23 protein-coding genes are annotated in these 25294 nt (G+C 46.5%); 5 read left to right on the top strand and 18 right to left on the bottom strand.

Annotated elements, in window-relative coordinates:
* Nucleotides 1-321 precede the first annotated feature (321 nt).
* Nucleotides 322-1230, bottom strand: a complete 909-nt coding sequence (locus GYX26_RS04195; protein ID WP_174828225.1) for a hypothetical protein — start codon at nucleotides 1228-1230, stop codon at nucleotides 322-324.
* Between the two features lie 362 nt (nucleotides 1231-1592).
* Here GYX26_RS04195 and GYX26_RS04190 point away from each other — a divergent pair, with 362 nt between their 5' ends.
* Nucleotides 1593-2183 (top strand): hypothetical protein, encoded by a 591-nt coding sequence (locus GYX26_RS04190; RefSeq protein WP_174828224.1) that lies wholly within the window; start codon nucleotides 1593-1595, stop codon nucleotides 2181-2183.
* Between the two features lie 49 nt (nucleotides 2184-2232).
* Nucleotides 2233-2622: a cupin domain-containing protein gene (locus tag GYX26_RS04185; RefSeq protein WP_238791231.1), complete on the top strand. Its 390-nt coding sequence runs from the start codon at nucleotides 2233-2235 to the stop codon at nucleotides 2620-2622.
* A gap of 150 nt (nucleotides 2623-2772) precedes the next feature.
* Here GYX26_RS04185 and grpE read toward each other — a convergent pair whose 3' ends face one another.
* Both grpE and ppc read right to left on the bottom strand, forming a co-directional pair.
* The gene (gene grpE / locus GYX26_RS04180) at nucleotides 2773-3321 is read right to left on the bottom strand and encodes a nucleotide exchange factor GrpE (RefSeq protein WP_174828222.1); all 549 of its coding nucleotides are present in this window, start codon (nucleotides 3319-3321) and stop codon (nucleotides 2773-2775) included.
* Between the two features lie 267 nt (nucleotides 3322-3588).
* Nucleotides 3589-6291 carry a phosphoenolpyruvate carboxylase gene (gene ppc, locus GYX26_RS04175; RefSeq protein WP_174828221.1) on the bottom strand — a complete coding sequence of 901 codons (2703 nt, stop codon included), beginning with the start codon at nucleotides 6289-6291 and terminating at the stop codon, nucleotides 3589-3591.
* A gap of 352 nt (nucleotides 6292-6643) precedes the next feature.
* Here ppc and cysT point away from each other — a divergent pair, with 352 nt between their 5' ends.
* Genes cysT through GYX26_RS04160 form a run of 3 tightly spaced genes read left to right on the top strand, consistent with a single transcriptional unit; the run spans nucleotide 6644 to nucleotide 9464 of the window.
* Nucleotides 6644-7480, top strand: a complete 837-nt coding sequence (gene cysT / locus GYX26_RS04170) for a sulfate ABC transporter permease subunit CysT (protein ID WP_174828262.1) — start codon at nucleotides 6644-6646, stop codon at nucleotides 7478-7480.
* Nucleotides 7480-8352, top strand: coding sequence for a sulfate ABC transporter permease subunit CysW (gene cysW, locus GYX26_RS04165; RefSeq protein WP_174828220.1), 873 nt, complete (start codon nucleotides 7480-7482; stop codon nucleotides 8350-8352). The genes cysT and cysW overlap by 1 nt, the downstream gene beginning before the upstream one ends.
* Nucleotides 8353-8381: 29 nt before the next feature.
* Nucleotides 8382-9464 (top strand): sulfate/molybdate ABC transporter ATP-binding protein, encoded by a 1083-nt coding sequence (locus tag GYX26_RS04160; protein WP_174828219.1) that lies wholly within the window; start codon nucleotides 8382-8384, stop codon nucleotides 9462-9464.
* 267 nt (nucleotides 9465-9731) lie between these two features.
* On the opposite strand, the gene murA is transcribed toward GYX26_RS04160, so the two are convergent.
* The 15 genes from murA to GYX26_RS04085 all read right to left on the bottom strand — a co-directional run bounded on the left by murA (nucleotide 9732) and on the right by GYX26_RS04085 (nucleotide 25060).
* Nucleotides 9732-10988, bottom strand: coding sequence for a UDP-N-acetylglucosamine 1-carboxyvinyltransferase (gene murA, locus GYX26_RS04155; protein WP_174828218.1), 1257 nt, complete (start codon nucleotides 10986-10988; stop codon nucleotides 9732-9734).
* Between the two features lie 38 nt (nucleotides 10989-11026).
* On the bottom strand, nucleotides 11027-11275 hold the full coding sequence (locus tag GYX26_RS04150) for a BolA family protein (RefSeq protein WP_100090133.1): 249 nt from the start codon (nucleotides 11273-11275) through the stop codon (nucleotides 11027-11029).
* A 54-nt stretch (nucleotides 11276-11329) separates the two neighbouring features.
* Nucleotides 11330-12091, bottom strand: coding sequence for an ABC transporter permease (locus tag GYX26_RS04145; protein WP_174828217.1), 762 nt, complete (start codon nucleotides 12089-12091; stop codon nucleotides 11330-11332).
* Nucleotides 12088-13005 (bottom strand): ABC transporter ATP-binding protein, encoded by a 918-nt coding sequence (locus tag GYX26_RS04140; protein ID WP_174828216.1) that lies wholly within the window; start codon nucleotides 13003-13005, stop codon nucleotides 12088-12090. The genes GYX26_RS04145 and GYX26_RS04140 overlap by 4 nt, the downstream gene beginning before the upstream one ends.
* 48 nt (nucleotides 13006-13053) lie before the next feature.
* Nucleotides 13054-13251, bottom strand: coding sequence for a DNA gyrase inhibitor YacG (gene yacG / locus GYX26_RS04135; RefSeq protein WP_174828215.1), 198 nt, complete (start codon nucleotides 13249-13251; stop codon nucleotides 13054-13056).
* Entirely contained in the window at nucleotides 13251-14003 is a 753-nt protein-coding gene (gene zapD / locus GYX26_RS04130) for a cell division protein ZapD (RefSeq protein WP_174828261.1), read from the bottom strand. The genes yacG and zapD overlap by 1 nt, the downstream gene beginning before the upstream one ends.
* 11 nt (nucleotides 14004-14014) lie before the next feature.
* Nucleotides 14015-14623: a dephospho-CoA kinase gene (gene coaE, locus GYX26_RS04125; RefSeq protein WP_174828214.1), complete on the bottom strand. Its 609-nt coding sequence runs from the start codon at nucleotides 14621-14623 to the stop codon at nucleotides 14015-14017.
* On the bottom strand, nucleotides 14620-15471 hold the full coding sequence (locus GYX26_RS04120) for an A24 family peptidase (protein ID WP_174828213.1): 852 nt from the start codon (nucleotides 15469-15471) through the stop codon (nucleotides 14620-14622). Before GYX26_RS04120 ends, coaE begins: the two co-directional genes overlap by 4 nt.
* Before the next feature lie 6 nt (nucleotides 15472-15477).
* On the bottom strand, nucleotides 15478-16710 hold the full coding sequence (locus GYX26_RS04115) for a type II secretion system F family protein (protein ID WP_174828212.1): 1233 nt from the start codon (nucleotides 16708-16710) through the stop codon (nucleotides 15478-15480).
* A gap of 48 nt (nucleotides 16711-16758) precedes the next feature.
* The gene (gene pilB / locus GYX26_RS04110) at nucleotides 16759-18438 is read right to left on the bottom strand and encodes a type IV-A pilus assembly ATPase PilB (RefSeq protein WP_174828211.1); all 1680 of its coding nucleotides are present in this window, start codon (nucleotides 18436-18438) and stop codon (nucleotides 16759-16761) included.
* Between the two features lie 201 nt (nucleotides 18439-18639).
* Nucleotides 18640-20337 (bottom strand): single-stranded-DNA-specific exonuclease RecJ, encoded by a 1698-nt coding sequence (recJ, locus tag GYX26_RS04105; RefSeq protein ID WP_174828210.1) that lies wholly within the window; start codon nucleotides 20335-20337, stop codon nucleotides 18640-18642.
* Nucleotides 20334-21302, bottom strand: coding sequence for a hypothetical protein (locus tag GYX26_RS04100; protein ID WP_174828209.1), 969 nt, complete (start codon nucleotides 21300-21302; stop codon nucleotides 20334-20336). Before GYX26_RS04100 ends, recJ begins: the two co-directional genes overlap by 4 nt.
* Nucleotides 21303-21349: 47 nt before the next feature.
* The gene (locus GYX26_RS04095) at nucleotides 21350-23116 is read right to left on the bottom strand and encodes a M61 family metallopeptidase (protein ID WP_174828208.1); all 1767 of its coding nucleotides are present in this window, start codon (nucleotides 23114-23116) and stop codon (nucleotides 21350-21352) included.
* 210 nt (nucleotides 23117-23326) lie between these two features.
* Complete coding sequence (gap, locus tag GYX26_RS04090; RefSeq protein ID WP_174828207.1) at nucleotides 23327-24355, bottom strand: type I glyceraldehyde-3-phosphate dehydrogenase; 1029 nt, start codon at nucleotides 24353-24355, stop codon at nucleotides 23327-23329.
* Nucleotides 24356-24481: 126 nt separating this feature from the next.
* Nucleotides 24482-25060, bottom strand: a complete 579-nt coding sequence (locus GYX26_RS04085) for a hypothetical protein (RefSeq protein WP_174828206.1) — start codon at nucleotides 25058-25060, stop codon at nucleotides 24482-24484.
* Nucleotides 25061-25294: the final 234 nt, after the last annotated feature.

Raw genomic sequence — 25294 nt, 5'->3', positions numbered from 1 at the left:
AGGTAAAATTTTAATTAAATAAAAATTTAGGAAAGTATTAATATCTAAAAATGATACTGGCATGTAAAAGATAGTTTGGTTTATCTTGATATTGGATTAATAAAAAGATATCTTACTTGTCAGTTGTTTTATTGCTTGATTTGCTCATCCAACTCTTTAATTTAACATTATGTTATTTAAGTATTGTATATTCTTTCTATATTCTAGAAAGAATATACTTGTTCTGGTTTAATGATAAAGTAATATTATAAATTAAGAATTACTAGAATGCTCTTCTAAGTTTAATTCAAAATAGATAAATTTATAATATATAGTTTGATATTATATTGCTGGTTTAATCCATAGCTGCTGGTTTTTCTGGTCTATTTTCACGCTATATTTTTTCAGGAAATCTACGCCGAGTAAGCCGTCTGATTCAAATTGGTCAGGCATACCGTCCATAATAGCCGCTCGAATGGGGATTTTACGTATGGATGGATTAGTCAGTATGATTTTAACAGTCTGGGGATTGTCTTTTTTATTCAGGCGCAGTGTGGCTTCTTCGGATTTGGCTGCGGGTATTTTATTGCTGCTGTTGAATGATGCTGGCAGTAATTTTCCTTTGATAAAGGTCATTGATGCTCCGGTATCCAGAACAAGGCTATATGGTTTTTTCTGGTCGGTGAGGTTGATGATAATGCCTTCTTTGGGATGAATGTTGTAGGGGAAAGCAATCCATTGCTGGTTTATCTGGGCAGAATCCTGACCATCATCGATTATGATTTTTTTGTGCGCAAAATCCAGAGTAAGGATGTGATTCTGAAAGAGTGGCAAACCGATAACCGGCAGGTTGTCATCTGGTGCAGGTGCCTGTTCCGCAGTGCTGGAATAACTCCAGCCCCATGGTTTCAGTTCTTCTGCATTGATGTTGTCAAAGTTAAGCCCGTTGATATCCAGATGTTTTATCAGAAATTTTTGTGTTTCATTAATTTTTCCGCTTAAATCCAGACTTTTATTGGTATTTTGGTTTTTGGTCGTATCTGGCAGTTGTTGCAGTGTATTTAGCGGTAAATGCAAGGCTGTCTGTGAACCTGTATCAAGCTGAAACTGGCTTGGTTTGCCGTTGATATTTAAGACTACTTTGGCAATATGGGTATCTTTGGTAAAGGTTACCGGTAATACTACTTCTTTTGCCATGGCCATTTTTATGGCTATGCAGATAAAAATAAAAAACAGGCTTGATAAGCGCATGGATTTTATCCTTTTTTACAGTATAAGGTAATATCGGTGTTATGTGTTTATACTTGATTAATTGGTGATAGACCAGAACAAAGAACAATTAAAGTTAATAACTAGCCAGATTGATTATATTTTTGTTTCTTTTAGGAGAGAGTTACACACTGAGAACGTTTATTTTTAATATTTATTTACTATTAATGTTGTAAGTGGTTAAGATAAAAATATTATTTTTGGTATAGAACTAAAATCTGGATTGAATATTCTTGCTTAGGTTTGCCATGAATTTTTTTTATCAATATCGGAAGTTATTGATAGGTATTTTATTATTATGTGTTGGCTGGTGGCGATTTTCGCCTTATTCACCACGGGTTGTTATGCCTGCATATTTAAATGACGGTGTGGATTGTTCGCAGTTTCCGCCGATGGCTACGGGTGATGAACCATTGCAAACAGAAATACCAAAAGGAATGCAGCCGTTTGTGTTGCCAAAAGTGAAAATGACTCCTTTGGCCGGATTTAGTATGCCCGCACGTGTACTACATCGCGCTGCTTATCTTTATGATGAAGCCGCTAGTATCTCTGCAATTGACTGGTTTGTGGGGTGGGGGTTTATGGCTAATGAAAAGGTAGTAAAGCGCCTGAAATTTGAACAGAGAGCCCGTTTTGGTGGTATTGCCGGCACTAAAGATGGGAGCTCTATGCCATATTCTTATGATGATATGTACCAGAATGCTTCGAATGTTCATTTGATTCCGGCAAATAAAAAAATAGCTGCTCAGATTAGTGGTATTAAGGTTGGGGATAATGTCCGTGTGGATGGTTGGCTGGTTAGGGTCGATATGGGAAATAGGTATGTGGTATCGTCATTGTCACGCACTGACAGGGGAGCGGGAGCGTGTGAAGTAATACTGGTATGTAATGTTACCCGGCTTGCTTCTGAAAAAGTATGGCCGGATTATAAGTGACTTTTGATATGGGGGTGGAATGATGTTAGCTAGATGGTTGCTTGCATTGATGCTGGCCGCTATGGCCAGTACGGTATGGGCTGATGTGTATTCAAAAGATGAATTGATTGGTTTTAATCGCGATGCCGCAGCAGGTGGTAAGGGCACTTTGTATGGGCAGTTTGCATTCAGACGAGATGCGGCAAAGAGGGATGAAGCGATCAAGGAGATTGGCTGGATGACGTTGCAACCGGGTGATTCAATCGGTTTTCATCGGCATGAGCATAATGAGGATACTTATATTATTGTTTCTGGGATAGGTCTGTTTACTGATTCTGATGGTAAATCTTATCAAGTTACGGCTGGTGATGTGACGATTGCGCGTAAGGGGCAATCGCATGCTTTGGCCAATATAGGTAAGGAGCCGCTGGTATTTATTGATGTGATTGCTGAGCAATAATTTCAGGTGTAGTTTTACTGCTCAGATGGATAGCCGGAGCGGCATATTGTTTTTTTGCTCTTTGAAAAGAATGTAATTGGGCAGGGATAAAGCTGTTTATATATAAACCGTCAGACAATGGTGTGTCTGACGGTTTTTGTGTAAGCGGATTTATTCTGCGTCAGCTGCTTTGGCTACGGTTACCATGGCTGGGCGTAATACGCGGTCGGCAAGGGTATAGCCTTTTTTCATAATGGAAACCACGGTGTTGGGTTCCTGTTCGCTGTCTACGCTTTGCAAAGCCTGATGGCGGTGTGGGTCGAGCTTGTCACCGGCTTTGGGGGCGATTTCTTTAACGTTGGACTGGTCAAAAGCTTTTTGTAATTCGGTGAGGGTCATTTGTACGCCCATTTTCAGGGCATCAAAGTTGCCGCTCTGGTCTTGCAGTGCCATTTCCAGATAGTCTTTAACGGGCAGCATGGCACTGGCAAATTTCTGGCCGGCAAATTTGTGCGCGCTTTCGAGCTCTTCCTGATGACGGCGGCGCAGATTCTGTTCGGTTGCGAGCGAACGCAGTTGTTCGTCTTTGAGTTGTCCTTCAAGCTCGTTAATGCGTTCCTGTAAGTCTTCGATGGTGGCTTCGGGGGCAACAGTTGGTTCTGTGGTTTCGGTGTTATCGTTAATCTGAGTTTCGTTTTCAGTGTTGTTTTCCGGTTGCATGTTTTTTCCTCGGCAAAAAGGTGAATTATTTGATTAAATTGGGTCGTTGTGGCGCTATTTCAAGCGACTGACGTGGGGTTATGGTTGTTTTTGCTTAGGGTGGTTACGGTTTTGATTTTATTGTGCAATTTATGCACGGTTTTTTATCTGGGTATTTAAATACCTTATTCAGGATAGAAATGTAAATACCGGATTGGGTGTAGTTTGGCAGGCAGAGGGTTGATAGGCGGACGCGCAGATGGTGCTGTCCGCCGTTTTGGCTGATATTTAGCCGGTATTACGCAATCCCTGAGCAATACCGTTAATGGTCAGGTGGATAAGCTGGAGTATTTCGCTGTTATCCGGTTGCTGGCGCAGTTGTTGCAGCAAATGAACCTGAAGCCAGTTCAGGGTGTTCAAATAGGGGATGCGCAAGGCCAGTGAACGCGCCAGTGTACGGTTGTCGCTCAGGTAGTGTTGGCGTTGCAGGATGTTGAGTAAGGCTTGTCGGCTGCGCTCAAATTCGTTTGCCAACATGGTGTAAATGGTTTGGGCAGCTTCCTGATCAGTGGCAAGGCTGATATAGGCTTTGGCAATGGTGAGATCGGCTTTTGCCATTACCTGATCCATGTTGGAGAGCATGGTCTGGAAAAAGGGGCTGTGTTGTGCCTGTTGCTGTAAGCGTGGCAGATTGCTGCTGTCCTGTTCGATGAGGTCGGCTACGGCACTGCCAAAACCATACCATGCTGGGAGCATGAGGCGATTCTGAGTCCAGGAAAATACCCACGGAATGGCGCGTAAATCCTGAATTCTGGCCAGTGTTTTACGGCTGGCCGGACGGCTGCCGATATTGAGACTGGCAATTTCCTGAATCGGGCTGGTTTGCAGGAAGTAGTCAATAAACCCGGGAAAGGTAATTAGCTGGCGGTAGTATTTGAATGCACTGGCAGATAGCACATCCATCAGTTTGCTATCCGGCTCGCTGTTCTGGGGTGGTAATACAGTGGCTTCGAGGGTGGCGGCAATCAGTGCTTCGAGATTGCGTTCGGCATTGGTGGGGTCGGCGTATTTGGCGGTGATGACTTCACCCTGTTCGGTAATGCGTATCTGTCCGGCTACGCTGCCGGCTGGCTGTGCCATGATAGCGTCGAAAGAAGGTCCTCCGCCACGACCAACGCTGCCACCACGGCCATGAAACAGACGCAGGCGGATATGATGGCGGTCAAACAGTTGTACCAGTCTGGATTCTGCCTGATACAGTGACCACTGGCTGGTGACGTAACCGCCATCTTTATTGCTGTCGGAGTAACCCAGCATGATTTCTTGCAGGTTGTCGCGGCTGTGCAGGAATGCACGGTACCACGGCAGGTTGAACAGGTTATCCATGATGCCGAGGCAATTGTGCAGGGCATCGATGGTCTCAAACAGGGGAACAATATTGATACGGCTGGTAGGTTTTTCGTTGCTGATAGTCAGCAGGCCGGTTTCTTTAAGCAGTAATGCAACTACCAGTATATCGCTAACGGTCTCGGTATTAGAGATGATGCACTGGTTGATGGCTGTTTCACCATAGTGATTTTTGATGCTGGCAGCGGTCTGAAAAATAGCCAGTTCGCGCATGGTATGGGGGCTATACTGGATATAAGGGCTATACAGGGGGCGCTGGGTGCTCAGCTCGCGTAACAGTACGCGCTGTTTGGCTGCTTCGCTTAAGGTCTGGAAAGCTTCAAGACCGGCATGGGTAAACAGTTCGGCCACAACTTCAGCATGTTTGGCAGCATGCTGGCGTAAGTCTATCGGCATGAGATGAAAGCCAAACAGGGAAACAGAACGAATCAGATCAGCCAGTTTGCCATGGCTGAGCAGGGCACTGCCATTTTGTTGCAGCGAGCTGGCGATATTGTTGAGTTCCTGCAGGAGTTCTGCCGGCTGTTGATAGGGGGGCAGGCCATGAGGCGGACTGTCTGGTTTGATACCCAGTTGTTGTGCTGTGGCATGGAGGCGTGCCTGTATATAGGTGAGGGCACGCCGATAGGGTTCTTCTTTATGTGCAGTGGCGGTGTCCGGTGACTGTTCGGCCATCTGGAGAACGGTGTGATCAACTTGCACGCGGCGGGTTGACAGAGGCAGTAGTTGATGCAGTTCATCCAGACACTGGTGATAATGCTGCAACAGGGTAGTGGCCTGAAAGGTGAAGGCCTCCTGTAATGTGTCGGCATTGACAAAGGGGTTGCCGTCACGATCGCCGCCAACCCAGCCACCTATGCTGAGTACGTTGGGCAGGCTGGCTTGCGGGTAGACGCTGGCAAGTTGCTGTTGCAGCTTGCGATACAGCGCAGGTACGGCTTTGAAAAAGCTTAATGGAAAATAGGTTACGCTGTTGTAGATTTCATCGCTAACGCTGATTTTGAAATGACGGGTTTCATCAGTCTGCCATAAGGCCAGCAGGATGGCTTCGGTCTGTTGTTGTAACTGTTCGCTGTGATGTTTGCCAGTATGGTTACGCTCGTTAAGGATAGTACGGATATGACGCTGGAAACAGAGAATGCATTGGCGTTGTACTTCGGTGGGGTGGGCGGTGAGAACGGCACTGATGCTGGTGTGCTGTAAGGTCTGTTCCAGCTCGGCGGTGCTGATATGCTGTTGCTGAATCTGGGTGATAACGCGAATAAAGCTGGTACGTCCGGGGTGCTGGCTGTTGTTTTCGTATGCCTGTCGCCGCCGTTCATGATGAGCATCTTCGGCGATGTTTAATACCTGTGCAAACAGGCTGCAAGCGCGAATCAGGTCTTGTTGCTGGCGCAAGTCGAGGGTGGGAAGTGCCTGCTGGATGGTGGTTTGTGGCTGGTTGCCATTGAGTAGCTGGCGTAATACGGTTTGTACGGCTGCAGTAGTTTCGTGTTGCAGGACGTTAAATAATGCCTGAGTCAGAAAGCTGATGTCTGCCAATAGGGGAGCGTCTTTGTGTTTGTCCAGAAGTGGTGTGGGCATGGTTTTCTCGCTTTTGCAGATTGGTATGTTTATGTTCAATAGCTTGCTCTATGATATTACGTGGTGATTCTGCCGGCAATACTGCTGATTTGATAAAGAGTTATAACTACTGCTTCTTAGGTTACAAAAATATATTCTTTCTCAATTGTCCGGACGGCCTTTTATATTGTTGGTGCTTGTAGCACAGCAGAATGATGTTGCTGTTTGGTTTTATGCGTTCTGTTTATAATTTTTTGGCATATTTTGCTGTTGGGGCATAGCCTGAACAAGGTGATTCCAATTTGTGTCGGTATTTTTTACCGTGCTGCTGCCGATGTTGTTGGTGCTTGTCGGGTTTATGGGAGAAAAAGTTATGCTGTTATTGAAACAGCCATCTGTATTGCCCGGTTTTACGCTTAGTCTGGGTGTGAGTGTGCTATCGCTGTCATTACTGGTGTTATTACCATTTGCGATGCTGGTGTGGACGGTTACTGATTTGGGCTGGCAGGGTTTTGTGCGGGTAATTTTCGAGCAGCGGACGCTTGCTGCGGTATGGTTGACGCTGAAAATGTCTTTACTGGCGATGCTGGCCAGTGTGCTGCTGGGGACGTTAGTGGCATGGGTGCTGGTGCGCTATCATTTCTGCGGCAAAGATTTGGTCAATGCTCTGGTGGATTTACCATTTGCATTACCGACAGCGGTAACGGGGGTAGCTCTGGCTACTTTATATGCACCCACTGGCTGGATAGGTGCGATATTTGCCCGGTTTGGCTGGCAGATAGCATTTACGCCGACAGGTATCTGGCTGGCATTACTACTGGTTAGCTTGCCGTTTGTGGTGCGGGCTGTGCAGCCGGTATTGGCTGAGTTGTCGGGAGAATATGAGGAGGCGGCAGCGATATTGGGTGCATCCAGATTAACAATTATATTCAGAGTACTGTTACCGGAGGTTTTGCCCGCGCTGGTAATGGGGGCCGGTATGGCTTTTGCACGTGCCACTGGCGAGTATGGTTCAGTCATTTTTATAGCAGGGAATGTACCGTTTAAATCGGAAATTCTGCCACTGATTATTGTCAGTAAGTTTGAACTGTTTGATTTACCGGCCGCAGCAGCGGTAGCGCTATTTATGCTGATTATTTCTTTTGTTATTTTATTTACGCTGAATTTATGGCAATGGCGTTTGAGCCGGCGTATGCAGGGGCGATATTGATGAGTACAGTTAAAACTAATGAGTTGCTCTCTGAGCCGCGCTGGCTGCGCTATGTGCTGATTAGCATAACGCTGCTGTTTCTGGGCGTGTTGTTAGTGCTGCCATTGTTGTCGGTATTCAGCTTTGCGCTGGCAAAGGGCTGGCAATTATATCTGGCTGCCTTGACCGATGAGGAAGCACTGGCAGCCATTCGCCTGTCATTGCTGATTACCCTGATTGTGGTGCCGATTAATGTGGTTCTGGGAGTGGCGATAGCATGGCTGTTAACCCATTTTTCTTTTCGTGGTAAGCAGTTGTGGACAACATTACTGGATTTGCCGTTTGCTGTATCACCAGTTGTTGCTGGTCTGATGTTTGTATTGTTGTTTGGCAGTAATAGCTGGTTTGGCGGCTGGCTGGATGCGCATGGAATGCAGATTATTTTTGCCGTACCAGGCATGGTGCTGGCTACTCTGTTTGTAACATTCCCATTTGTAGCACGTGAATTAATTCCATTAATGCAGGCTCAGGGAAGCAGTGAAGAGCAGGCAGCACTGATACTGGGTGCTAGTGGCTGGCAAATGTTCTGGCGTGTCACTTTACCCAATCTGAAATGGGCACTGGTTTACGGCATTATTCTGACTAATGCGCGTGCGATGGGTGAGTTTGGGGCGGTTAGCATGGTTTCCGGTCATATTCGTGGTGAAACCAATACTATGCCGTTACTGGTAGAGATGATGTACAACGAATACAACATGGTAGGTGCGTTTGCTGTGTCCAGTTTGCTGGCCTTGCTGGCGTTATGTACTTTGATATTGCAGAAGTTTCTCGACTGGCATCAGGCACGTTTGTGCACAGATGCACAACGTCGGCAGGCTGCAGTTACGGATTAAACAGTAAGGTACTGTGTTGAGTGGCGATTATGGGTATTCGTATTAAACATTTGAACAAATATTATGGTGATTATTATGCTTTACAGGATATTAATTTACAAGTGCCGGCTGGTTCGCTGACAGCTTTGCTTGGCCCTTCAGGCTGTGGCAAGACCACTTTGTTACGCATTATTGCTGGACTGGAACACGCCGATTCGGGTGAACTGTTTTTTGCGGATAAGGAAGTCAGCAAGCTGCATGTGCGTGAGCGGCAGGTTGGGTTTATGTTTCAGCACTATGCGCTGTTTCGCCATATGACAGTGTTTGATAATGTTGCTTTTGGCTTGCAGGTATTGCCACGCCGCTTGCGCCCGGGTAAAGCAGAGATAGCCGCGCGGGTAGAAGAATTATTACAACTGGTGCAGCTGGAGTGGCTGGCAAAAGTATATCCACAGCAATTATCTGGTGGCCAGCGCCAGCGTATTGCACTGGCACGGGCGCTGGCAACCAAACCAAAACTGCTGTTGCTGGATGAGCCGTTTGGTGCACTGGATGCCAAGGTACGCAAGGAGCTACGCCGGTGGCTGGTGGAAATTCACCATCAGTTGGACATTACCAGTGTACTGGTTACACATGATCAGGAAGAGGCTCTGGAAATGGCTGATCAGATTGTGGTCATGAATCAGGGCAAAATTGAGCAAAGTGGTGCGGCTGCATCTTTGTATGATAATCCGGGGAATGTATTTGTTACCGAGTTTCTGGGCGAAGTGAATGTTTTTGAAGATGCCTGTATTGAACAGGGGCAACTGTGTCTGGGCAGCTATTGCGAACCGGTCACCACAGGAGAATGCGCGCGCCAGAATGTGGCTGTCTATGTGCGCCCGCAGGAAATACAGCTATTAACTCATATTCAGGATAATGTGATTGCTGCTGCAATTGTGGAAGAAATACATGTTATCGGTGCACAGATCAGGTTGTGGCTACGGCGACAGGATAATAAACAGCGTATACAGGTGTGGCTGTCACCAGCAGAATTTCGCACACTGGCTCTGCAACCATCACAAACAGTGTGGTTCAAACCACAACGCCTAACCATGTTCAGCTTGCCAGAGCTGGTGGATTATATAATTTAATAGTATGTGAAAATTAAGCTTCAGGTTTGCTGTTAATTGATACGTTAATCAGCCTGTATTGGCTATTAATTTATTTCGAGTTATCCGTACTAATTAATATTTTTGTTTAATATTTTAAATAATTTATGTGTTTAGTTGGTATATATAGAAAATGACTATTCAGAAACTAGATTATGACTTCTTAGGTATTTAAATTTATATGTATATTATATAAAACAGGATTATCTGGATTTGCCAGATAGCCCTGTTGTTTGATTGTGATGTTTACTAGTTGCTAGCACGTTCAATAATAGCGCCTACGCCACTCAGTTTTTGTTCAATGTTTTCGTAACCACGATCTAGATGATAAATACGTTCAACGGTGGTTTCACCACTCGCTACCAGACCAGCCAGTACAAGACTGGCCGATGCACGCAGGTCGGTGGCCATTACGGTGGTACCGGATAACTGTTCCACGCCTTCTACAATAGCGGTATTGCCTTCGGCTGATATCCGTGCTCCCATGCGATTGAGTTCGGGTACGTGCATAAAGCGGTTTTCAAAGATGGTTTCTACTACTTTACTGTTACCGCTGGCGATGGTGTTCATTACCATAAACTGTGCCTGCATGTCGGTGGGAAATGCTGGGTAGGGCAGAGTACGTATATCTACGGCTTTCGGACGCTGCTGCATGTCGATGCTGATCCAGTCGTCACCTGCTTCAATAATGGCACCGGCTTCACTCAGTTTTTCCAGAATGGCCAGCATGGTTTTAGGGGCGGCATGCTTCAGAACTACTTTACCGCCGGTCATGGCTACTGCGCACAGGAAAGTACCGGCTTCGATGCGATCGGGGACTACGCGGTGGGTACAGCCATGTAGTTTTTCTACACCGGTAATGGTAAGAGTAGGAGTACCTATGCCCTGAATATTCGCTCCCATTTTAACCAGACAGTCGGCAAGATCGGTAACTTCTGGTTCCATGGCCGCATTTTCCAGAATGGTCGTGCCTTCTGCCAGTGTTGCAGCCATTAACAGGTTTTCTGTACCGGTTACGGTAACCATATCCATGACGATATGTGCGCCTTGCAGACGTCGGGCACGGGCTTTGACGTAGCCATGCTCGATACTGATTTCGGCGCCCATGGCTTCAAGGCCTTTCAGATGCTGGTCTACCGGTCGTGAACCGATGGCACACCCGCCAGGCAGGCTAACCTGAGCTTCACCAAAATGCGCCAGTGTCGGTCCTAATACCAGAATGGAAGCACGCATGGTTTTGACCAGATCGTATGGTGCACAGGTATTGTTGATACCGCTACAGTTGATTTCGAATTCATGCACGTTGTCTGTCAGTACGCGTGCGCCCATGCCCTGTAACAGTTTTTGGGTGGTTTTAACGTCCCGCAGCATAGGGACATTAGTCAGATGCAGGGTATCCCGTGTCAGTAGTGAAGCACACAGCAAAGGCAGGGCTGCATTTTTGGCGCCAGAAATAATGATTTCGCCGTTTAATGCGCCGTTAGCACGGATTTTTAATTTTTCCATATAAATTCTCAATGATGGCAGTAAAGGCTGTCTGCCGATTAATGCTGTTTTGCTGCCCATTCAGCAGGTGTGGCTGCGGTAGTAATGGATAGTGCATGTAATTCATTGCTGGCAATCTGTTGTGCTAGGCCATCTTTAATCATGCGATGGCGAGCCAGACGGCTTTTTCCGGTAAAAGCACTGGATACAATCCGGGCAAAGAAATGATGACCGTCGCCTTCAACCTCGAGATATTCGCAGGGCAGAAGGTTGGCAATCATGGCTTTAACCTCTTCGGGTGTTAACATGATGGGCTCCAGAATAGCTATTGAAATGGCGGCTATTATAGCGTCTTAGTTTGTCTAATTGCGTAATTTCCAGCCAGATTTCAGTATGGCGCAGACAAGAATACATAAGCCGATGGCAAAGCTGCCGACTACGCTTAATGCCAGCCAGGGGGAGGAGTCACTTTGGCCGAAAAAGCCAAAACGAAAGCCGTCAATGATGTAAAAAACCGGATTGAAATGACTGAGGGAGCGCCAGAATGGTGACAAGCTGTTAATGGAATAGAATACACCAGACAGAAAAGTCAAGGGCATGATGAGAAAATTCTGGAATGCAGCTAGCTGGTCGAATTTTTCTGCAACAATGCCTGCCAAGAGGCCAAACATACTCATAATTGCACATCCCAGTAAGGCGAATGTGATTATCCAGCCAATGTGATAAGGCAGTGGTAGGCCGAAGAAAGCTGTTACTGCTATTACACCAATCCCCACCATTAATCCGCGCAGGATGGAAGCACCCACATAGGCGCAGAAGAAAGCAGCTGTACCTAATGGCGGTAACAGGATAAATATCAGATTACCGGTTATACGTGACTGAATCAGGCTTGAGGAAGAGTTGGCAAAGGCATTTTGCAGCATGGACATCATGGCTAGCCCCGGTATCAGAAATGCATTATAGCTGACACCAGGCAGGATATCGGTACGTCCCTGCATGAGGTGAGCAAAAATCAGCTGGTACAGCAGGGCAGTCAAAATGGGCGCAGATAGGGTTTGAAAGCCTACTTTCCAGAAACGCAGTACTTCTTTTTTAAACAGGGTATAGCAACCAATGGTATTCATTTTTCGCCTTTCACATGATCGCTGGTCAGGCGCAGGAAGACGTTTTCCAGATCGTTTTCCATTATGTGCAGGTTTCTGACGCTGATATTCTGGGTTTGCAGGTTTTGTAACAGGGTGGCCAGCTGGCTGTAGTCAGCAAGTTTCAGTAGATAATTGTTACCATCTGCCTGTATGAGATGCTGATGCAGGTTGGCTGGTAGTGGTTGGTCTAGCGTTAATGTCAGTTGTAAATCTGCTTCGCTATCCAATAGGTTTTGGGTACTGTCCAGTGCCACAATTTCGCCGTGTTTAAGCATGGCAATACGGTTACATAACGACTGTGCCTCTTCCAGATAATGGGTTGTCAGAATGATGGTATGACCGGCTGTATTCAGTTTGGTAATGAATCGCCACAGATTTTGTCTTAATTCGACATCTACGCCGGCAGTCGGTTCGTCCAGTACGATGACTGGCGGCCGGTGTACCAGTGCCAGCGCTACCATGACACGACGCTTCATGCCGCCGGAGAGATTGCGGGTATTGGTATTGGCTTTGTCTGCCAGACCCAGATTGACAATAATTTCATCTATCCATTCGTCGTTTTTGCGCAAACCAAAATAACCGGACTGAAATCGCAGTGCCTCGCGTACGCTGAAAAAAGGGTCGAAAACAAGTTCCTGTGGTACGACTCCTAAAAGTTGACGGGTGATATTTGCTTCATGTTGCACATCATGGCCGCAAATGCTGATTTGGCCGGAAGTTAGACGGCTCAGGCCGGCCATTGCTGAAATAAGTGTGGTTTTGCCGGCGCCGTTGGGGCCGAGCAGCCCAAAAAATTCACCTGGCTGAACGCTGAAGCTGACGCCTTTTAAAGCCATAAAACCATTGGCATAGGTTTTAACAGCCTGTTTGATGCAAAGAGCAGGAGAAGTCATAGGTTAAATGGATATCTGCAATGGTTAGTGATAATGTTCTGCTGATGATTAAGGCTCTGATGGTTTTATTTCTTCGCTCAGGGGCTGATCTTCATCTGCTGGCAGGTTATAGCTTTCACTGGCCCAGCTGCCAAGATCAATCATTTTGCAGCGTTCTGAACAAAATGGCCGGAAACGGTTGGCTGGAATCCAGGCAACGCTTTGGCCACAGGTGGGGCAAATAACCGTTGTGATTTTTTCTGTCATTATTTGATTACCGGATCGAAGCTGCACATAACCAGAGTAAACGGAATGTCTGTCGTTAATACTGGTCCGCGTGCCTGTTGTTGTGATGCCTGTAAAAAGCGAATGTGGGTAAAATATTTATTGGCCGATACTTCTGGCAATGCTGCTGCGTTCTGGGCAACATTAATGCCAAGCAGATGGATATTCTGTCCCAGACTATTATGCTGGTAACTGCCAGCTGTTGCCAGACATTCTACTGATAAACTGTTGTGGCGCAGGATTTCCAGTAGCAGATTGATGGCTTCATAAGTGGGTAACAGGCTTTGGATCCACTGGCGTAACTGGTTTTCGCGTTCTGCAGGGCTTTTCTGCTGCCAGTAATAATATGAAGGCAAATCATACGGGCTGGTACCACCAGGAACAAACATGCGTTGTTTGATTGCCATCAGCCATTCATTTTCACGCAAATGCTGGCCGAATTTCTGCTGGACACTTTGCAGATTTGAAATTGCAGTCTGGATAGTTTCCAGCGCAGCACCACCTTCTTCACCACGTTGCCGTGCCAGACCTTTTTGACGTTCCAGTTCCTGCAGGATATCCAGTTTGAGCTCAGCACGTGCGGCAGCTTCCATGATTTCAAACAGCGAAAACAGTGCACAATGATGTGCCCAGATTTCGCTGCGTATGACGACTTCATGGAAGTGCTTGAACAGGTGTGCGATACGTAAGAAATTGCGGACGCGCTCGGACAAAGGGTGTTCGAAATGGATGATATCTGTCATAACTAGGATGGTGTTAGAGCTTGATAGAAGTGGTGCTGCTGAATGACTTTCCGGTTAAGTTCCTGCCAGCTGCCATCGTTGATGATAATGTCATCGGCAATGGTTTTTCTGCTATTACTGTCAGTCTGTTGTGTCATGATAGCACGGATTGCGGTTTCGTCCAGACCACTGCGTTGCTGCACTCTCTGAATACATATATCAACCGGTGCTTCGATAATGAGTATACGTTGTACCAGTTGTTGAAATTCCGGTTTTTCTGCCAGTAGAGGAATTTCTATAATGCCATAATGCTGGTTTGAACTGGTTTGCTGTTTGGCTTGTTGTAGACCTTGCCAGATCAGGGGATGAAGAATATTTTCCAGTAATATGCGGTTATGAGAATCGGCAAATACCCAGTTCCGCAGTTGCTGGCGATCCAGACTGCCATCAGCCAGAAACAGATTTTTTCCGCACTGTTTCTGGATTGCAGGCAAAGCCAGACCTTGCGGGGCAGTGAGCTGACGCGAAATATCATCTGCATTCAGTACTGGTACGCCCAAAGCGGCAAAGCAGCTTGCCGCTGTGGACTTACCACTGCCTATCCCACCGGATAAACCTATCCAGAGTGTCATGCACTGAGTCCGGAGATACGCAGCCACCAGTGAATCAATTGGTTAATCTGGCTGTTTGCCATCCATACAATCCAGCCGGCGATGGCCAGTGCTGGGCCGAAAGCCATTGGCTGGCTACGGGCAACTTTGAGAATAAGTGAGGCAATAATGCCGACAATTGCAGCCATAAATACAATTAATGGCAATGCTGCGACTCCCATCCAGGCACCAAGAGCAGCCAGTAATTTGAAATCACCATAGCCCATGCCATCTTTGCCGGTTAGCAGTTTGAATAGCCAGAAAAGTGACCATAAGCTCAGATAGCCCAGTGCGGCACCCCAGACAGCAGCAGATAATGAGACAAATTCACAGTACCAGTTAAACAGCAAACCGAACCACAATAGTGGCAAGGTAATCTGGTCAGGCAAGAGCTGGGTATCTGCATCAATAAAGGTCAGTGCAATCAGCGCAGCAGTCAGAACCAGGCCACCCGCTGCGATAGGCGTAATATCATAACGCCAGACGACTGCAGCAAAGGCCAGGCCAGTTAATAACTCTACACAAAAGTAGCGGGGGCTGATTGGTGCAGCACATGCAGCACAACGACCGCGTAGTAACAGATAGCTTAACAGCGGTACATTCTGCCACCAGCGGATTTTGCACTGACAGTGCGGACAGGCTGAAGGTGGGACACACAGATTAAAGCGGGCAGAATTTTCTGCTGGCAATTGTAGTGCCATCCGTGCTTCAGCCTGCCAGCTTCTTTCCATCATGATGGGTAAGCGATAGATGACTACATTCAGAAAACTGCCAACAGCAAAACCCAATATTAGTGCGACTACACCGAAAAACAGGGTATCAGTTAACATTTGGCATTAACCTACTGCATTACCAATATTGAAGAGTGGCAAGTACATAGCTACCAGAATCACACCGACAATACCACCAAGTACAACCATGATAATGGGTTCCATTAGTGAAGATAATTGTGAAACAGCTGTATCTACGTCATCTTCATAAAATTCAGCAGCCTTATTCAGCATGGAATCGAGTGAACCTGATTCTTCCCCAATGGAGGCCATTTGTATCACCATATTGGGAAATAACTCTGTTGCTTGCATGGCAGAGGTAAGAGAAATACCCTGGTTTACTTTGGCGCGGATTTCCTGAGTCGCTTCCTCATACTTGATATTACCTGCTGCGCCTGCTACAGAATCCAATACTTCTACCAGTGGTACACCAGCCGCAAACAGAGTGGCCATAGTACGTGACCAGCGTGCAATGGTTGCTTTGCGCACAATTTGCCCAAAGATAGGCATTTTTAATAACATATGATCAAAGCGTTTTCTCAGGTTTGCTGAGTTTTGAAACCATTTATGGAAGCCAATTCCAGCAATAACTAATGCTATTAGTATAAAAATACCATAATGCACGAAAAAGTCAGAGATGTTCATCATAACCTGAGTTAAGCCGGGCAATGGAACGCCCATTCCTTCATATACCTTGGCAAAAGAGGGTAGTACAAACATCATCATAACAAAAACCAGTGCTATAGCAACAATGACAACAACAACCGGATAAGTTAAGGCACTTTTAACTTTTTTCTTGATACCTTGGGTTTTTTCTTTATATACCGCCAGCTTATCTAATAATCCCTCCAGTACACCACCAGCTTCACCGGCACGCACCAGATTGCAGTAAAATTTATCAAAGTATCTTGGGTGCTTGGAAAAAGAATCAGCCAGAGATGTACCTTGCTCTACATCTGCACGAATTTCTGTCAGTAACTGAGTCATGGCTGGATTGGAGTGGCCTTTGGCAGCGATATCAAATGCCTGCATTAATGGTAAGCCGGATTTCATCATGGTAGATAATTGTCGTGTAAAGACAGTGATATCCGCCTGGCTGATTTTCTTCTGACGCTGTTTCTTGACCTTGGTAATCTGAATAACACGAATCTGACGCCGGTTCAGCTTGGCACGAGCTTCTGCTTCATTTTTTGCGACTACTTCTCCGCGCACAATCTGTTCAGTTTTGATGTTTTTACCTTCAAAACTGAAAGTGGTACCGGCGGGTTTGGCTTTGGACACTGCTACTGGTTTATTCATAGTTTTTTCCCACAGTATGGATTTAATTTAATAAATCGGCAATCAGCTTTAATCATTGGTGGTTGCCAGAATTTCGTCCAGAGACGTGATACCTTCCATAACTTTAAGCAAACCGGCATGACGTAAATCAACCAGTCCTTCCTTGAGTGCCTGAGTACTGATATCAACTTCATTACCGTTGTTCATAATGATACGTTGCATTTCTTCACTGACAGGCATGACTTCATAAACACCGGCACGTCCCTTGTAGCCTTTGCTTTTGCAGCGTTCACAGCCCACCGGCCGGTAAAATGTCCAGTCTTTAGCCAGATCTTCATCCGAAAAGCCGGCTTTTTTCAGAGCATCTTCAGGAGGACGTTCTGCTGGTGCCTTGCAGGTACATAAACGCCGTACCAGACGCTGAGCCATAATCAGATTAACTGAGCTGGCGATGTTGAACGGAGCAACGCCCATATTCAGCATACGTGACAATGTGGCCGGAGCGTTATTGGTATGCAGGGTGGAGAAAACCATATGGCCAGTTTGCGCAGCCTTGATGGCGATATCTGCTGTTTCCAGATCTCGAATTTCCCCCACCATGATAATGTCCGGGTCCTGACGCAGGAAAGATTTTAGTGCTGCTGCGAATGTCAGCCCCTGTTTATCATTAACGTTGACCTGATTGATACCGGGCAGGTTAATTTCCGCTGGGTCTTCTGCAGTGGAAATATTAACGCTGTCGGTATTAAGTATATTCAGACAGGTATACAGTGATACGGTTTTACCCGAACCGGTTGGACCGGTAACCAGCACCATGCCATAGGGGCGATGAATAGCTTCTAGCAGTAATTCTTTTTGAAATGGCTCAAAACCGAGCTGTTCGATATTCAAGGTAGCGGCATCCGAATTCAGGATACGCATTACAATTTTTTCACCAAACAGAGTAGGCAGGGTGCTGACACGAAAATCAATTGGCTTGGCACCTTTGCGGAACTGAATCTGAATGCGGCCATCCTGAGGAACACGCTTTTCTGAAATATCCATTTTGGACATAACTTTGATACGTGAGGATATCTGGCTGCGAATATTCAGAGGCATACGTACCACTTCACGTAATTGTCCATCAACACGGAAACGTACCCGTGCGATTTCTTCATAAAATTCGAAGTGGATATCTGATGCACCGCCGGCCAGAGCATCCCCCAGTATTTTAAAGACAAATTTAGCAACCGGGCCATTTTCGCCATCTTCCTCATCTGCGGACATGGCATTGCTGCCACTTGCTTCTCCATCACCGACTGAATCCATGCCCTCCAGCAGACTGGTGGATTCCTGATCAAGATTTTCCAGTAACTGGCGTAACTGGTTATCACGAACAATAACCAAGTTCAGTACGCAGCCTGCATCAGTAGCAATTTTCTGGTAATGCTGTATCGATGTAGGGTCTGATACAGCGAGAAACAGGCGGTTACCGCGCTTGAATATCGGTACACACATGTATTGCTGCATGACTTTCAAATTGATTAAATTTGACGGTACCAGATTTTGGTTATACCGTTCCAGATTCAGGTAAGGAATACTGAATACACTGGACAGAAAGCTGGCCAGCTTATCGGCATTAATGGCACCAGACTGCAACAGTGCCGGTATAACCGGACGTTTCTGTTCCAGCTCCTGACGCAGTTTTTCTGCTTTTTCTGCGTCAATAATCTGGTGTTTATACAAAACCCGAATCAATCCTACACTCATACAAACTAAATCCCGTCTTAATAACTTTTAGAGTTTACACTTGCCGGCTATTACACCTGTTCTGGCTTCGTTTTACAGTCTGGTGTGTCCAGTATGCTGTTTTGTGGCCGGTACAGAATATGCCTGTTAGTAAATCCATGTTAATGTTTAATTGTGCTAATTATAAGTGAATTTGTGTATTTAAACAGCTTGTATATCTGTTTAGGCACAAATTTCCCAGTAATCTGCATACAACTGTAGTTCCATTTGTTGGCGCCATTCGTTGGCTACCAGCCGGTAAACCACGCGTATGTGTTCTGGCAGGGTAGTGCCACAGCGGAAAAACATGGCTTCACATTCACAATTGCTCTTGCGCAACACTGCTTTGATATGGCCAGTGCCAACGCTTTGTTGCCGGATTACCCTGAATTCGTCGCAAAAACATGGTTCGGGAAAGTTTTGTCCCCACACCAATGCGGCCAGTTGTTGTGCAGTGTCTAAATTTAGGTGCTCATCGTCTAATGAACCATCGGTTTGGTAAGTATGATTGAGGTCGGCCGGCTGGATAAGTTGCTGGCAGACTGCCTCAAATTCACGCTGGAAAGCTGGCAGGTGTATGCTGGCTATGCTCAATCCGGCTGCCATGGCATGGCCACCGAATTTCTGAATGATTTCTGGCCGACGCTTGCTAACCAGATCCAGTGCATCACGCAGATGTAAACCAGCGATGGAACGACCGGAACCGCGTAACGTTCCATCTTCTGCCTGAGCAAAAACAATACTGGGGCGATGGAAAGTTTCGCGTAAGCGGCCAGCAACAATACCGGTTACGCCCTGATGCCAGCTATCATGATAGGCAACAATGCTGTAGCTGTTTTCTGTATCAATAGTGGCCAGTTGCAGATTGGCCTCATCCTGCATACTGCGCTGAATCTGACGGCGTTCACGATTTAAATCATCTAACTGAAGAGCTAAATTTGTAGCGTTTTCCATATCGTCGCTCAGCAGACAGGCGATACCCAGACTCATGTCATCTAGCCGGCCTGCTGCATTCAGCCGGGGGCCAATGGCAAAACCAAGATCAAATGCCTGTGCCTGCTGTACTTTGCGTTTTGCGACATGAAACAGGGCGCGTATGCCGGCCTGCATTTTATCTGCGCGTATCCGTCTGAGTCCCTGTGTTACCAGAATACGGTTATTCTGATCAAGGGGGACGACATCGGCGATGGTGCCTAATGCCACCAGATCAAGCCATTGAGCCAGATTCGGTTCAGGACGCTGGCTAAACCAGTTATGCTGGCGAAGATGGTGGCGTAAGGCCATCAGTACGTAAAACATAACTCCTACGCCCGCCAGAGCCTTGCTTGGAAAACGATCTCCGGGCTGGTTGGGGTTAACAATAATGCATTCAGGCAGTTGTTCGCCGGGTAAATGATGGTCAGTAATCAAAACATCCATGCCCAGCTGTTGAGCCCGCTGTACCCCTGCCACGCTGGCAATACCATTGTCCACGGTAAGCAGTAAATCGGTACCGGCCTGAGCAGCCAGTTCAGCAATTTGCGGTGTCAGGCCATAGCCATGGTCAAAACGGTTAGGTACGAGAAAATCGGTTTTGGCACCCATTGCCTGTAAACCACGCATACCCAGTGCGCAGGCCGTGGCACCATCTGCATCATAATCAGCCACAATCAGGATTTTTTCTTGCTGCTCAATTGCCCGTGCTAAGCGTTTACTGGCAGTATGAATATTTTTCAGACTCTGAAACGGCAGCAGGGCAGACAGACTGTATTCAGTTTCGCTTTTGCTTTTAATGGCTCGGGCTGCATACAGTTTGGCCAATAAAGGATCAACGCCTTGTGCAAGTAAGGTTTGCTGAGCAACAGTATCAATCGGGCGGGCAAGAATGCGAGCCGGTTTCATAAACTTAATCCGCTAAAAGGTTTCGTTTTGCGCCAGAAAGGAGGAAGCCAGGGTTTGCGAATTTTAAGCAGACCCGCTTCGCACCGGATATCTAGACGATGAATTTGTCTGTTTTGCAGTGCTGTCAGTAGCGGTTGCCACCAGTCTTGCTCCCATTGTTGCAGTATCTGCGTATAGGTATAAACATCGCCCTGATTAACTGGTAAGCACAATTCCTCGTTAAACAGTACAACTTCCTGTTGACTGGACAGGGAATCAGATAATCTGGCGTAATTTTCTGGCAGATTGTGTGCGTGAAGTGCCCATGAGCTATCGGTATAAAGTAGCGTTTCGTTGTTAGCTGTGCCTGTGCTGTCTTGTTCAAACCAGAAACTATTGATTACGGGCAGACCGCGTGCACTGCGTTGCAGGTTCAATGGGTGCTGATACAGTAACATTTGCAGTTCGGTTTGCTGTTGCAGAATCTGGGTTGCGTCAGTTCCAGCCGGTTTGGCTGTACCATCAATGCTGCCAGACAAATCCAGCAAGGGTGGCAGGGTAAATTCAATGCTCTGCGGGGTGGTAACTAGCCATAAATCCGGTTTTACTGGCCAAAATTGCCAGCCGTCTGCCTGTAACCATGCGTTTAACACGTCACAGAAAGCCTGCGCTTCTTTTGTAGTCAGGCCAAGTGCTTTTCCATCCAGATACTGAAGCTGATGCATGCCGGCTGTCTGGCTGATGGGAGTAGCAATAAAGCCATAACCATTTGAGTTAGAATTTATTTGCTGGCTTGCCTGTTGTAACCATGAACCTTGCCACAGATATTGCCGGTAAAGCAGGCTTCTGCTAATAGTTTGTGGGAAATATTTGCTCCACAGCCGCAGGGTATTCAGTGCCGGTAACTGTAATTTTGGCACCATAGCTTCCTGATGTGGCCACAATAAGCCCGGCAGGACAAGAGTCAGATGTAAGTCAGCAGGCATGAATACACAACATTTGTAAATAGGAAAGTGATGGTAATAATATCTGGTTAAATCTGTAACTGCGGCTGTAACCACTGCTGTAATAGCAATGCATTATCAATGCTTAACAGCGCAGTATCAGTTGTCGCTGCCTGTGCCAGTAAGGTAGTCTGTCGCAGCAGACCGTCGCGGATAAAATGCAGCTGAACCGTTTCGCCCACATCAATACGTGCCCACTGTTTATCAAAATCAGTAATGATTTCATCATTAAGGGCAATAAGCTGATCACCAGCACACATGCCTGCATTCTCGGCACTGCCCTGATTAAATATCTGCTGTAGGCTGATGCCAAATGCTGCTGATTGAAAACGGGCACCCAAGTCTGCGCAAGCCTGTTCGTTAAGGGAGATATGTTCAACATAAGCACCACCATGCTGGCGTGGCAAGGCCGCCCAGTGTAACTGCACCCCAGCTTGTTGCAACTGTTCAGCCAGAGGTAAATCAGCGGTAGCCATAATATATTGCTGATAAACCTCGGTTAAATCTATACCAGTGGCCTGTTGAGCGATTTCTAGCCATTCATTTTCAGCCAGACCCATGCTCCGCTCACGCCAGTCCTGATACAAAGCACGCATAATGTCGTCCAGATTTTTCTGTTGTCTGGTTTGCTGGCGTATATAGTGATCCAGACACATGGCTGCCAGTGCACCTTTCTGGTAATAGCTGACAATAGCATTGGCACTGTTTTCATTCTGTTTATAGTATTTTGTCCACGCGGTGAAGCTGGAATCGGCCAAACTTTGCTTCAGCCGGCCGGCACCCTGCTGTACCCGAGTAATGGTTTTGGCCAGTAGTTGCAGATATTGAGCCGGGGTAATCACACCACTGCGTACCAGAAACCAATCATCATAATAAGAGGTGATGCCTTCAAATGCCCATAACAAACGGGTATAGGCTTCTGTATTCAGATCATCGTTGGCAAACACGGATGGAATAATAGATTTAACATTCCATGCGTGAAAATATTCATGGCTGAATAATCCCAGTAAGGTGATATAGGCATCGCTATTTTTGCCATCGGTTTGTGGCAGGTCATGCCGGTCTGCCATGAGTGCCGAAGATGATCTGTGTTCCAGTCCACCATAAATGCCGTTTCCAACAAATAATAGAAAGCTGTAGCGCTCAAATGGTGCCGGTGCGGCAAACATGGCTATTTCGCTGGCACATATTTTGGCTACATCATCTACCAGCCGCTGCTGGTCAAACGGCGAGAAGTGTCCGCTGATAATAATTTCGTGGTCGATACCACCTGCTGTAAATGGCAGACGCAGCAGATGACCCATTTCCACCGGATAATCAATCAGGGCACGGTAATTGCAGGCCTGATAAACCTGTGCCTGTGATGTTTGCGGCATGGTGGTGGCGATGTCCCAGTTTTCCGGCAAACCGGTAATACCTAACTGACAGGTTTCCTGCTGACGCTGGTTATGACGTAAAAACAGGCAGGCACCATCAAAAAAGCCCCGTTCGGTATTTAAAAATGCGCCACGCACCGAAGTATCAAAGGCGTAAACCAGATAGCTGATTTCCCAATTACCAGCCTGCCCGCTGCAAATCCAGGTATTTTTATTTATCTGTTCTGCTGATGCTGGTGTATGGTTGCAACTGGCCGATAATGTGACAATGTGGCGGGCAAAATCACGAATCATATAGCTGCCGGGTAGCCAGTTGGGCAGACTCAGACTGAAATCCTGATTATCCAGCTGTGTAAAACTGAGACGTACTTGCCACAAATGCTGGGTCAGAGAGTGGGGTTGCAAGTGATATTTAAGCATAATCTGTGCCTCAATGAAGCGGGAAAGGAGTACCAGCGTTTTGTCTGTTAGGAAATTAAAATTATTGGCTATTGGCTTGATCAGCTCAATTGGCGACGATTATTGTTTGTTTGGCTGAGATTTATTGGTTTGGTTCCGGTTAGCCGGAATGTGTTCAGGCTGCCTGAATAGCCCGGCGGGTTCAGACAGCCTGTACCTGCTGACAACAGCTTAGGCGAGCGGTGTAACTTCCATGCCAAACATGGCGCGGGCGGTGTTCAGCATCTGGCAGCTAAAGCCCCATTCATTATCGTACCATGCCAGTACTTTTACCATATTGCCATTGGTTACTTTAGTTAAAGTGCTGTCAAAAATCGATGCCTGAGGCATGTGATTGAAATCGGTGGAAACCAGTGGCAAAGTGTTGTAGCCTAGGATGTGCTGCATACTGCCTTCACTGGCGGCTTTAACGATGGCATTCACTTCTTCTACACTGGTATCGCGTGCTGCTTCAAAGGTTAAATCAACCAGTGAAACATTGATTGTGGGTACGCGTACCGAAAAACCGTCAAATTTACCCTGTAATTCAGGTAGTACCAGTCCCACAGCCTTGGCCGCACCGGTTTTGGTTGGAATCAGGTTTTCCACCGCACTGCGGGCACGGCGCAAATCTTTATGCCGAACATCTGTCAGAACCTGATCATTGGTGAACGCATGAATGGTAGTCATCAAACCTTTCACCATGCCCAGCTCATCATTAATGGCTTTGGCGACTGGTGCCAGACAGTTGGTTGTGCAGGAACCGTTGGATATCACCGTCATTTCCGGTGTTAGTACCTGATGGTTCACACCATATACCACAGTAGCATCCACATCGGCGCCGCCGGGTGCAGAAATAAGAACCTTTTTCGCACCACTGTGTAAATGAACACTGGCTTTTTCCTTGCTGGTAAATGCACCGGTACATTCCAGTACCAGATCAACACCTAATTCACCCCAAGGCAGTTCTGCCGGATTGCGGGTAGCGAAAAAGCGGATACGATCGCCGTTAATGATTAAAGCATCATCATCACATGAAACATCTGCGGCAAAACGGCCATGAACCGTATCAAACTTTGTCAGATGCGCACTGGTTTCCAGTGAACCACTGGCATTTACCGCGACAATTTCAAACTGGTTGCGCAGGTTATAGTCATAAATTGCACGCAATACCTGGCGGCCGATACGGCCATAACCATTAATGGCAACTTTTAATGTCATGCTTATTCCTTTTCAAATCAACAAAAACGGTCAGGTGAATTTCGGGTAAAGAGTGCTAAATAGTTTAAATCGCACAAAAAACACCATGTATTATTATAGCGGAACCAGCCTGATTCTACATCAGCATTAGCGTATTCCTGTTTCAGCGGGTATTGTCGTTAGCATTTGTTGGAAAGCCTGCGCCATACTGTTTATATCCAGCCAGCCCATGGTACTGAATACGAGCAGCAGCATACCTCCTGCCAGACTGGTAACTAAAAAATAAATAATATAAGCCAAGGCTACTTTGAAAACATTTTGCTGGCTGATGCGTACAAAACCAGACACCTGCACCACCATTGTCCATATCAGCCAGAAAGATCCAGGGGTGGCTAATGCCTGTGGCCAGTACAGCATCGCTATCATTGGTAGTATCAGCGCTTCAGTAACCAGTACATAACCATACCATTGCCCAGGCTGCTTGCTGTAGTAGCCTAAAATAGTCTGCATTGTCATACCCAGAATACCCCAGCGCAACACTGTTAATGCCAGAATGAAAGCAGTTATACCAGCCTGATGTCCCAAAATCTGCGACATATTGGCCATATTGATCAAGCCAAGTGCCAGCAAAACCGGCACTATAATTAACGGAGAGTAACGATAATGCGTTTTAGGATAAAAGCGCAGACGCAGGGCAGCCCATGCGTCCAGAAAAAATTGATACATTACATTAATACCACAATAGTTTGTTAAATAAACCAAGACAACTGCTTCAGAAACGCTGCCAGCTTGTTGTGTGCCACTGGTTGATACAGTGGCCCGGGATTTTTGCCAGTGCTTATAGAATAATCTTTGATTCAGTATAGCTGCTTTATTCTACTGCATCATAACAATACACCGGTTAAAAAGCTGATACATGCCTTCTGTGTCATGCATTGCAATACAGAGCAGCGTCGCCTC

This window comes from Snodgrassella sp. ESL0253, from assembly GCF_013344965.1.
GTDB lineage: Bacteria > Pseudomonadota > Gammaproteobacteria > Burkholderiales > Neisseriaceae > Snodgrassella > Snodgrassella alvi_B.
This window is presented reverse-complemented; position numbering and strand designations above follow the sequence as displayed.

Excerpts from the sequence above, each read along its gene's own strand:
- coaE (WP_174828214.1), bottom strand. The coding sequence starts at position 14,623 with ATGACACTCTGGATAGGTTTATCCGGTGGGATAGGCAGTGGTAAGTCC.
- GYX26_RS04120 (WP_174828213.1), bottom strand. The coding sequence starts at position 15,471 with ATGTTAACTGATACCCTGTTTTTCGGTGTAGTCGCACTAATATTGGGT.
- GYX26_RS04145 (WP_174828217.1), bottom strand. The coding sequence starts at position 12,091 with ATGAATACCATTGGTTGCTATACCCTGTTTAAAAAAGAAGTACTGCGT.
- GYX26_RS04115 (WP_174828212.1), bottom strand. The coding sequence starts at position 16,710 with ATGAATAAACCAGTAGCAGTGTCCAAAGCCAAACCCGCCGGTACCACT.
- GYX26_RS04150 (WP_100090133.1), bottom strand. The coding sequence starts at position 11,275 with ATGTTAACACCCGAAGAGGTTAAAGCCATGATTGCCAACCTTCTGCCC.
- GYX26_RS04140 (WP_174828216.1), bottom strand. The coding sequence starts at position 13,005 with ATGACTTCTCCTGCTCTTTGCATCAAACAGGCTGTTAAAACCTATGCC.
- recJ (WP_174828210.1), bottom strand. The coding sequence starts at position 20,337 with ATGAAACCGGCTCGCATTCTTGCCCGCCCGATTGATACTGTTGCTCAG.
- ppc (WP_174828221.1), bottom strand. The coding sequence starts at position 6,291 with ATGCCCACACCACTTCTGGACAAACACAAAGACGCTCCCCTATTGGCA.
- grpE (WP_174828222.1), bottom strand. The coding sequence starts at position 3,321 with ATGCAACCGGAAAACAACACTGAAAACGAAACTCAGATTAACGATAAC.
- GYX26_RS04195 (WP_174828225.1), bottom strand. The coding sequence starts at position 1,230 with ATGCGCTTATCAAGCCTGTTTTTTATTTTTATCTGCATAGCCATAAAA.
- cysT (WP_174828262.1), top strand. The coding sequence starts at position 6,644 with ATGCTGTTATTGAAACAGCCATCTGTATTGCCCGGTTTTACGCTTAGT.
- GYX26_RS04100 (WP_174828209.1), bottom strand. The coding sequence starts at position 21,302 with ATGCCTGCTGACTTACATCTGACTCTTGTCCTGCCGGGCTTATTGTGG.
- GYX26_RS04160 (WP_174828219.1), top strand. The coding sequence starts at position 8,382 with ATGGGTATTCGTATTAAACATTTGAACAAATATTATGGTGATTATTAT.
- pilB (WP_174828211.1), bottom strand. The coding sequence starts at position 18,438 with ATGAGTGTAGGATTGATTCGGGTTTTGTATAAACACCAGATTATTGAC.
- gap (WP_174828207.1), bottom strand. The coding sequence starts at position 24,355 with ATGACATTAAAAGTTGCCATTAATGGTTATGGCCGTATCGGCCGCCAG.
- cysW (WP_174828220.1), top strand. The coding sequence starts at position 7,480 with ATGAGTACAGTTAAAACTAATGAGTTGCTCTCTGAGCCGCGCTGGCTG.
- GYX26_RS04095 (WP_174828208.1), bottom strand. The coding sequence starts at position 23,116 with ATGCTTAAATATCACTTGCAACCCCACTCTCTGACCCAGCATTTGTGG.
- GYX26_RS04190 (WP_174828224.1), top strand. The coding sequence starts at position 1,593 with ATGCCTGCATATTTAAATGACGGTGTGGATTGTTCGCAGTTTCCGCCG.
- GYX26_RS04185 (WP_238791231.1), top strand. The coding sequence starts at position 2,233 with ATGCTGGCCGCTATGGCCAGTACGGTATGGGCTGATGTGTATTCAAAA.
- murA (WP_174828218.1), bottom strand. The coding sequence starts at position 10,988 with ATGGAAAAATTAAAAATCCGTGCTAACGGCGCATTAAACGGCGAAATC.
- yacG (WP_174828215.1), bottom strand. The coding sequence starts at position 13,251 with ATGACAGAAAAAATCACAACGGTTATTTGCCCCACCTGTGGCCAAAGC.
- GYX26_RS04085 (WP_174828206.1), bottom strand. The coding sequence starts at position 25,060 with ATGTATCAATTTTTTCTGGACGCATGGGCTGCCCTGCGTCTGCGCTTT.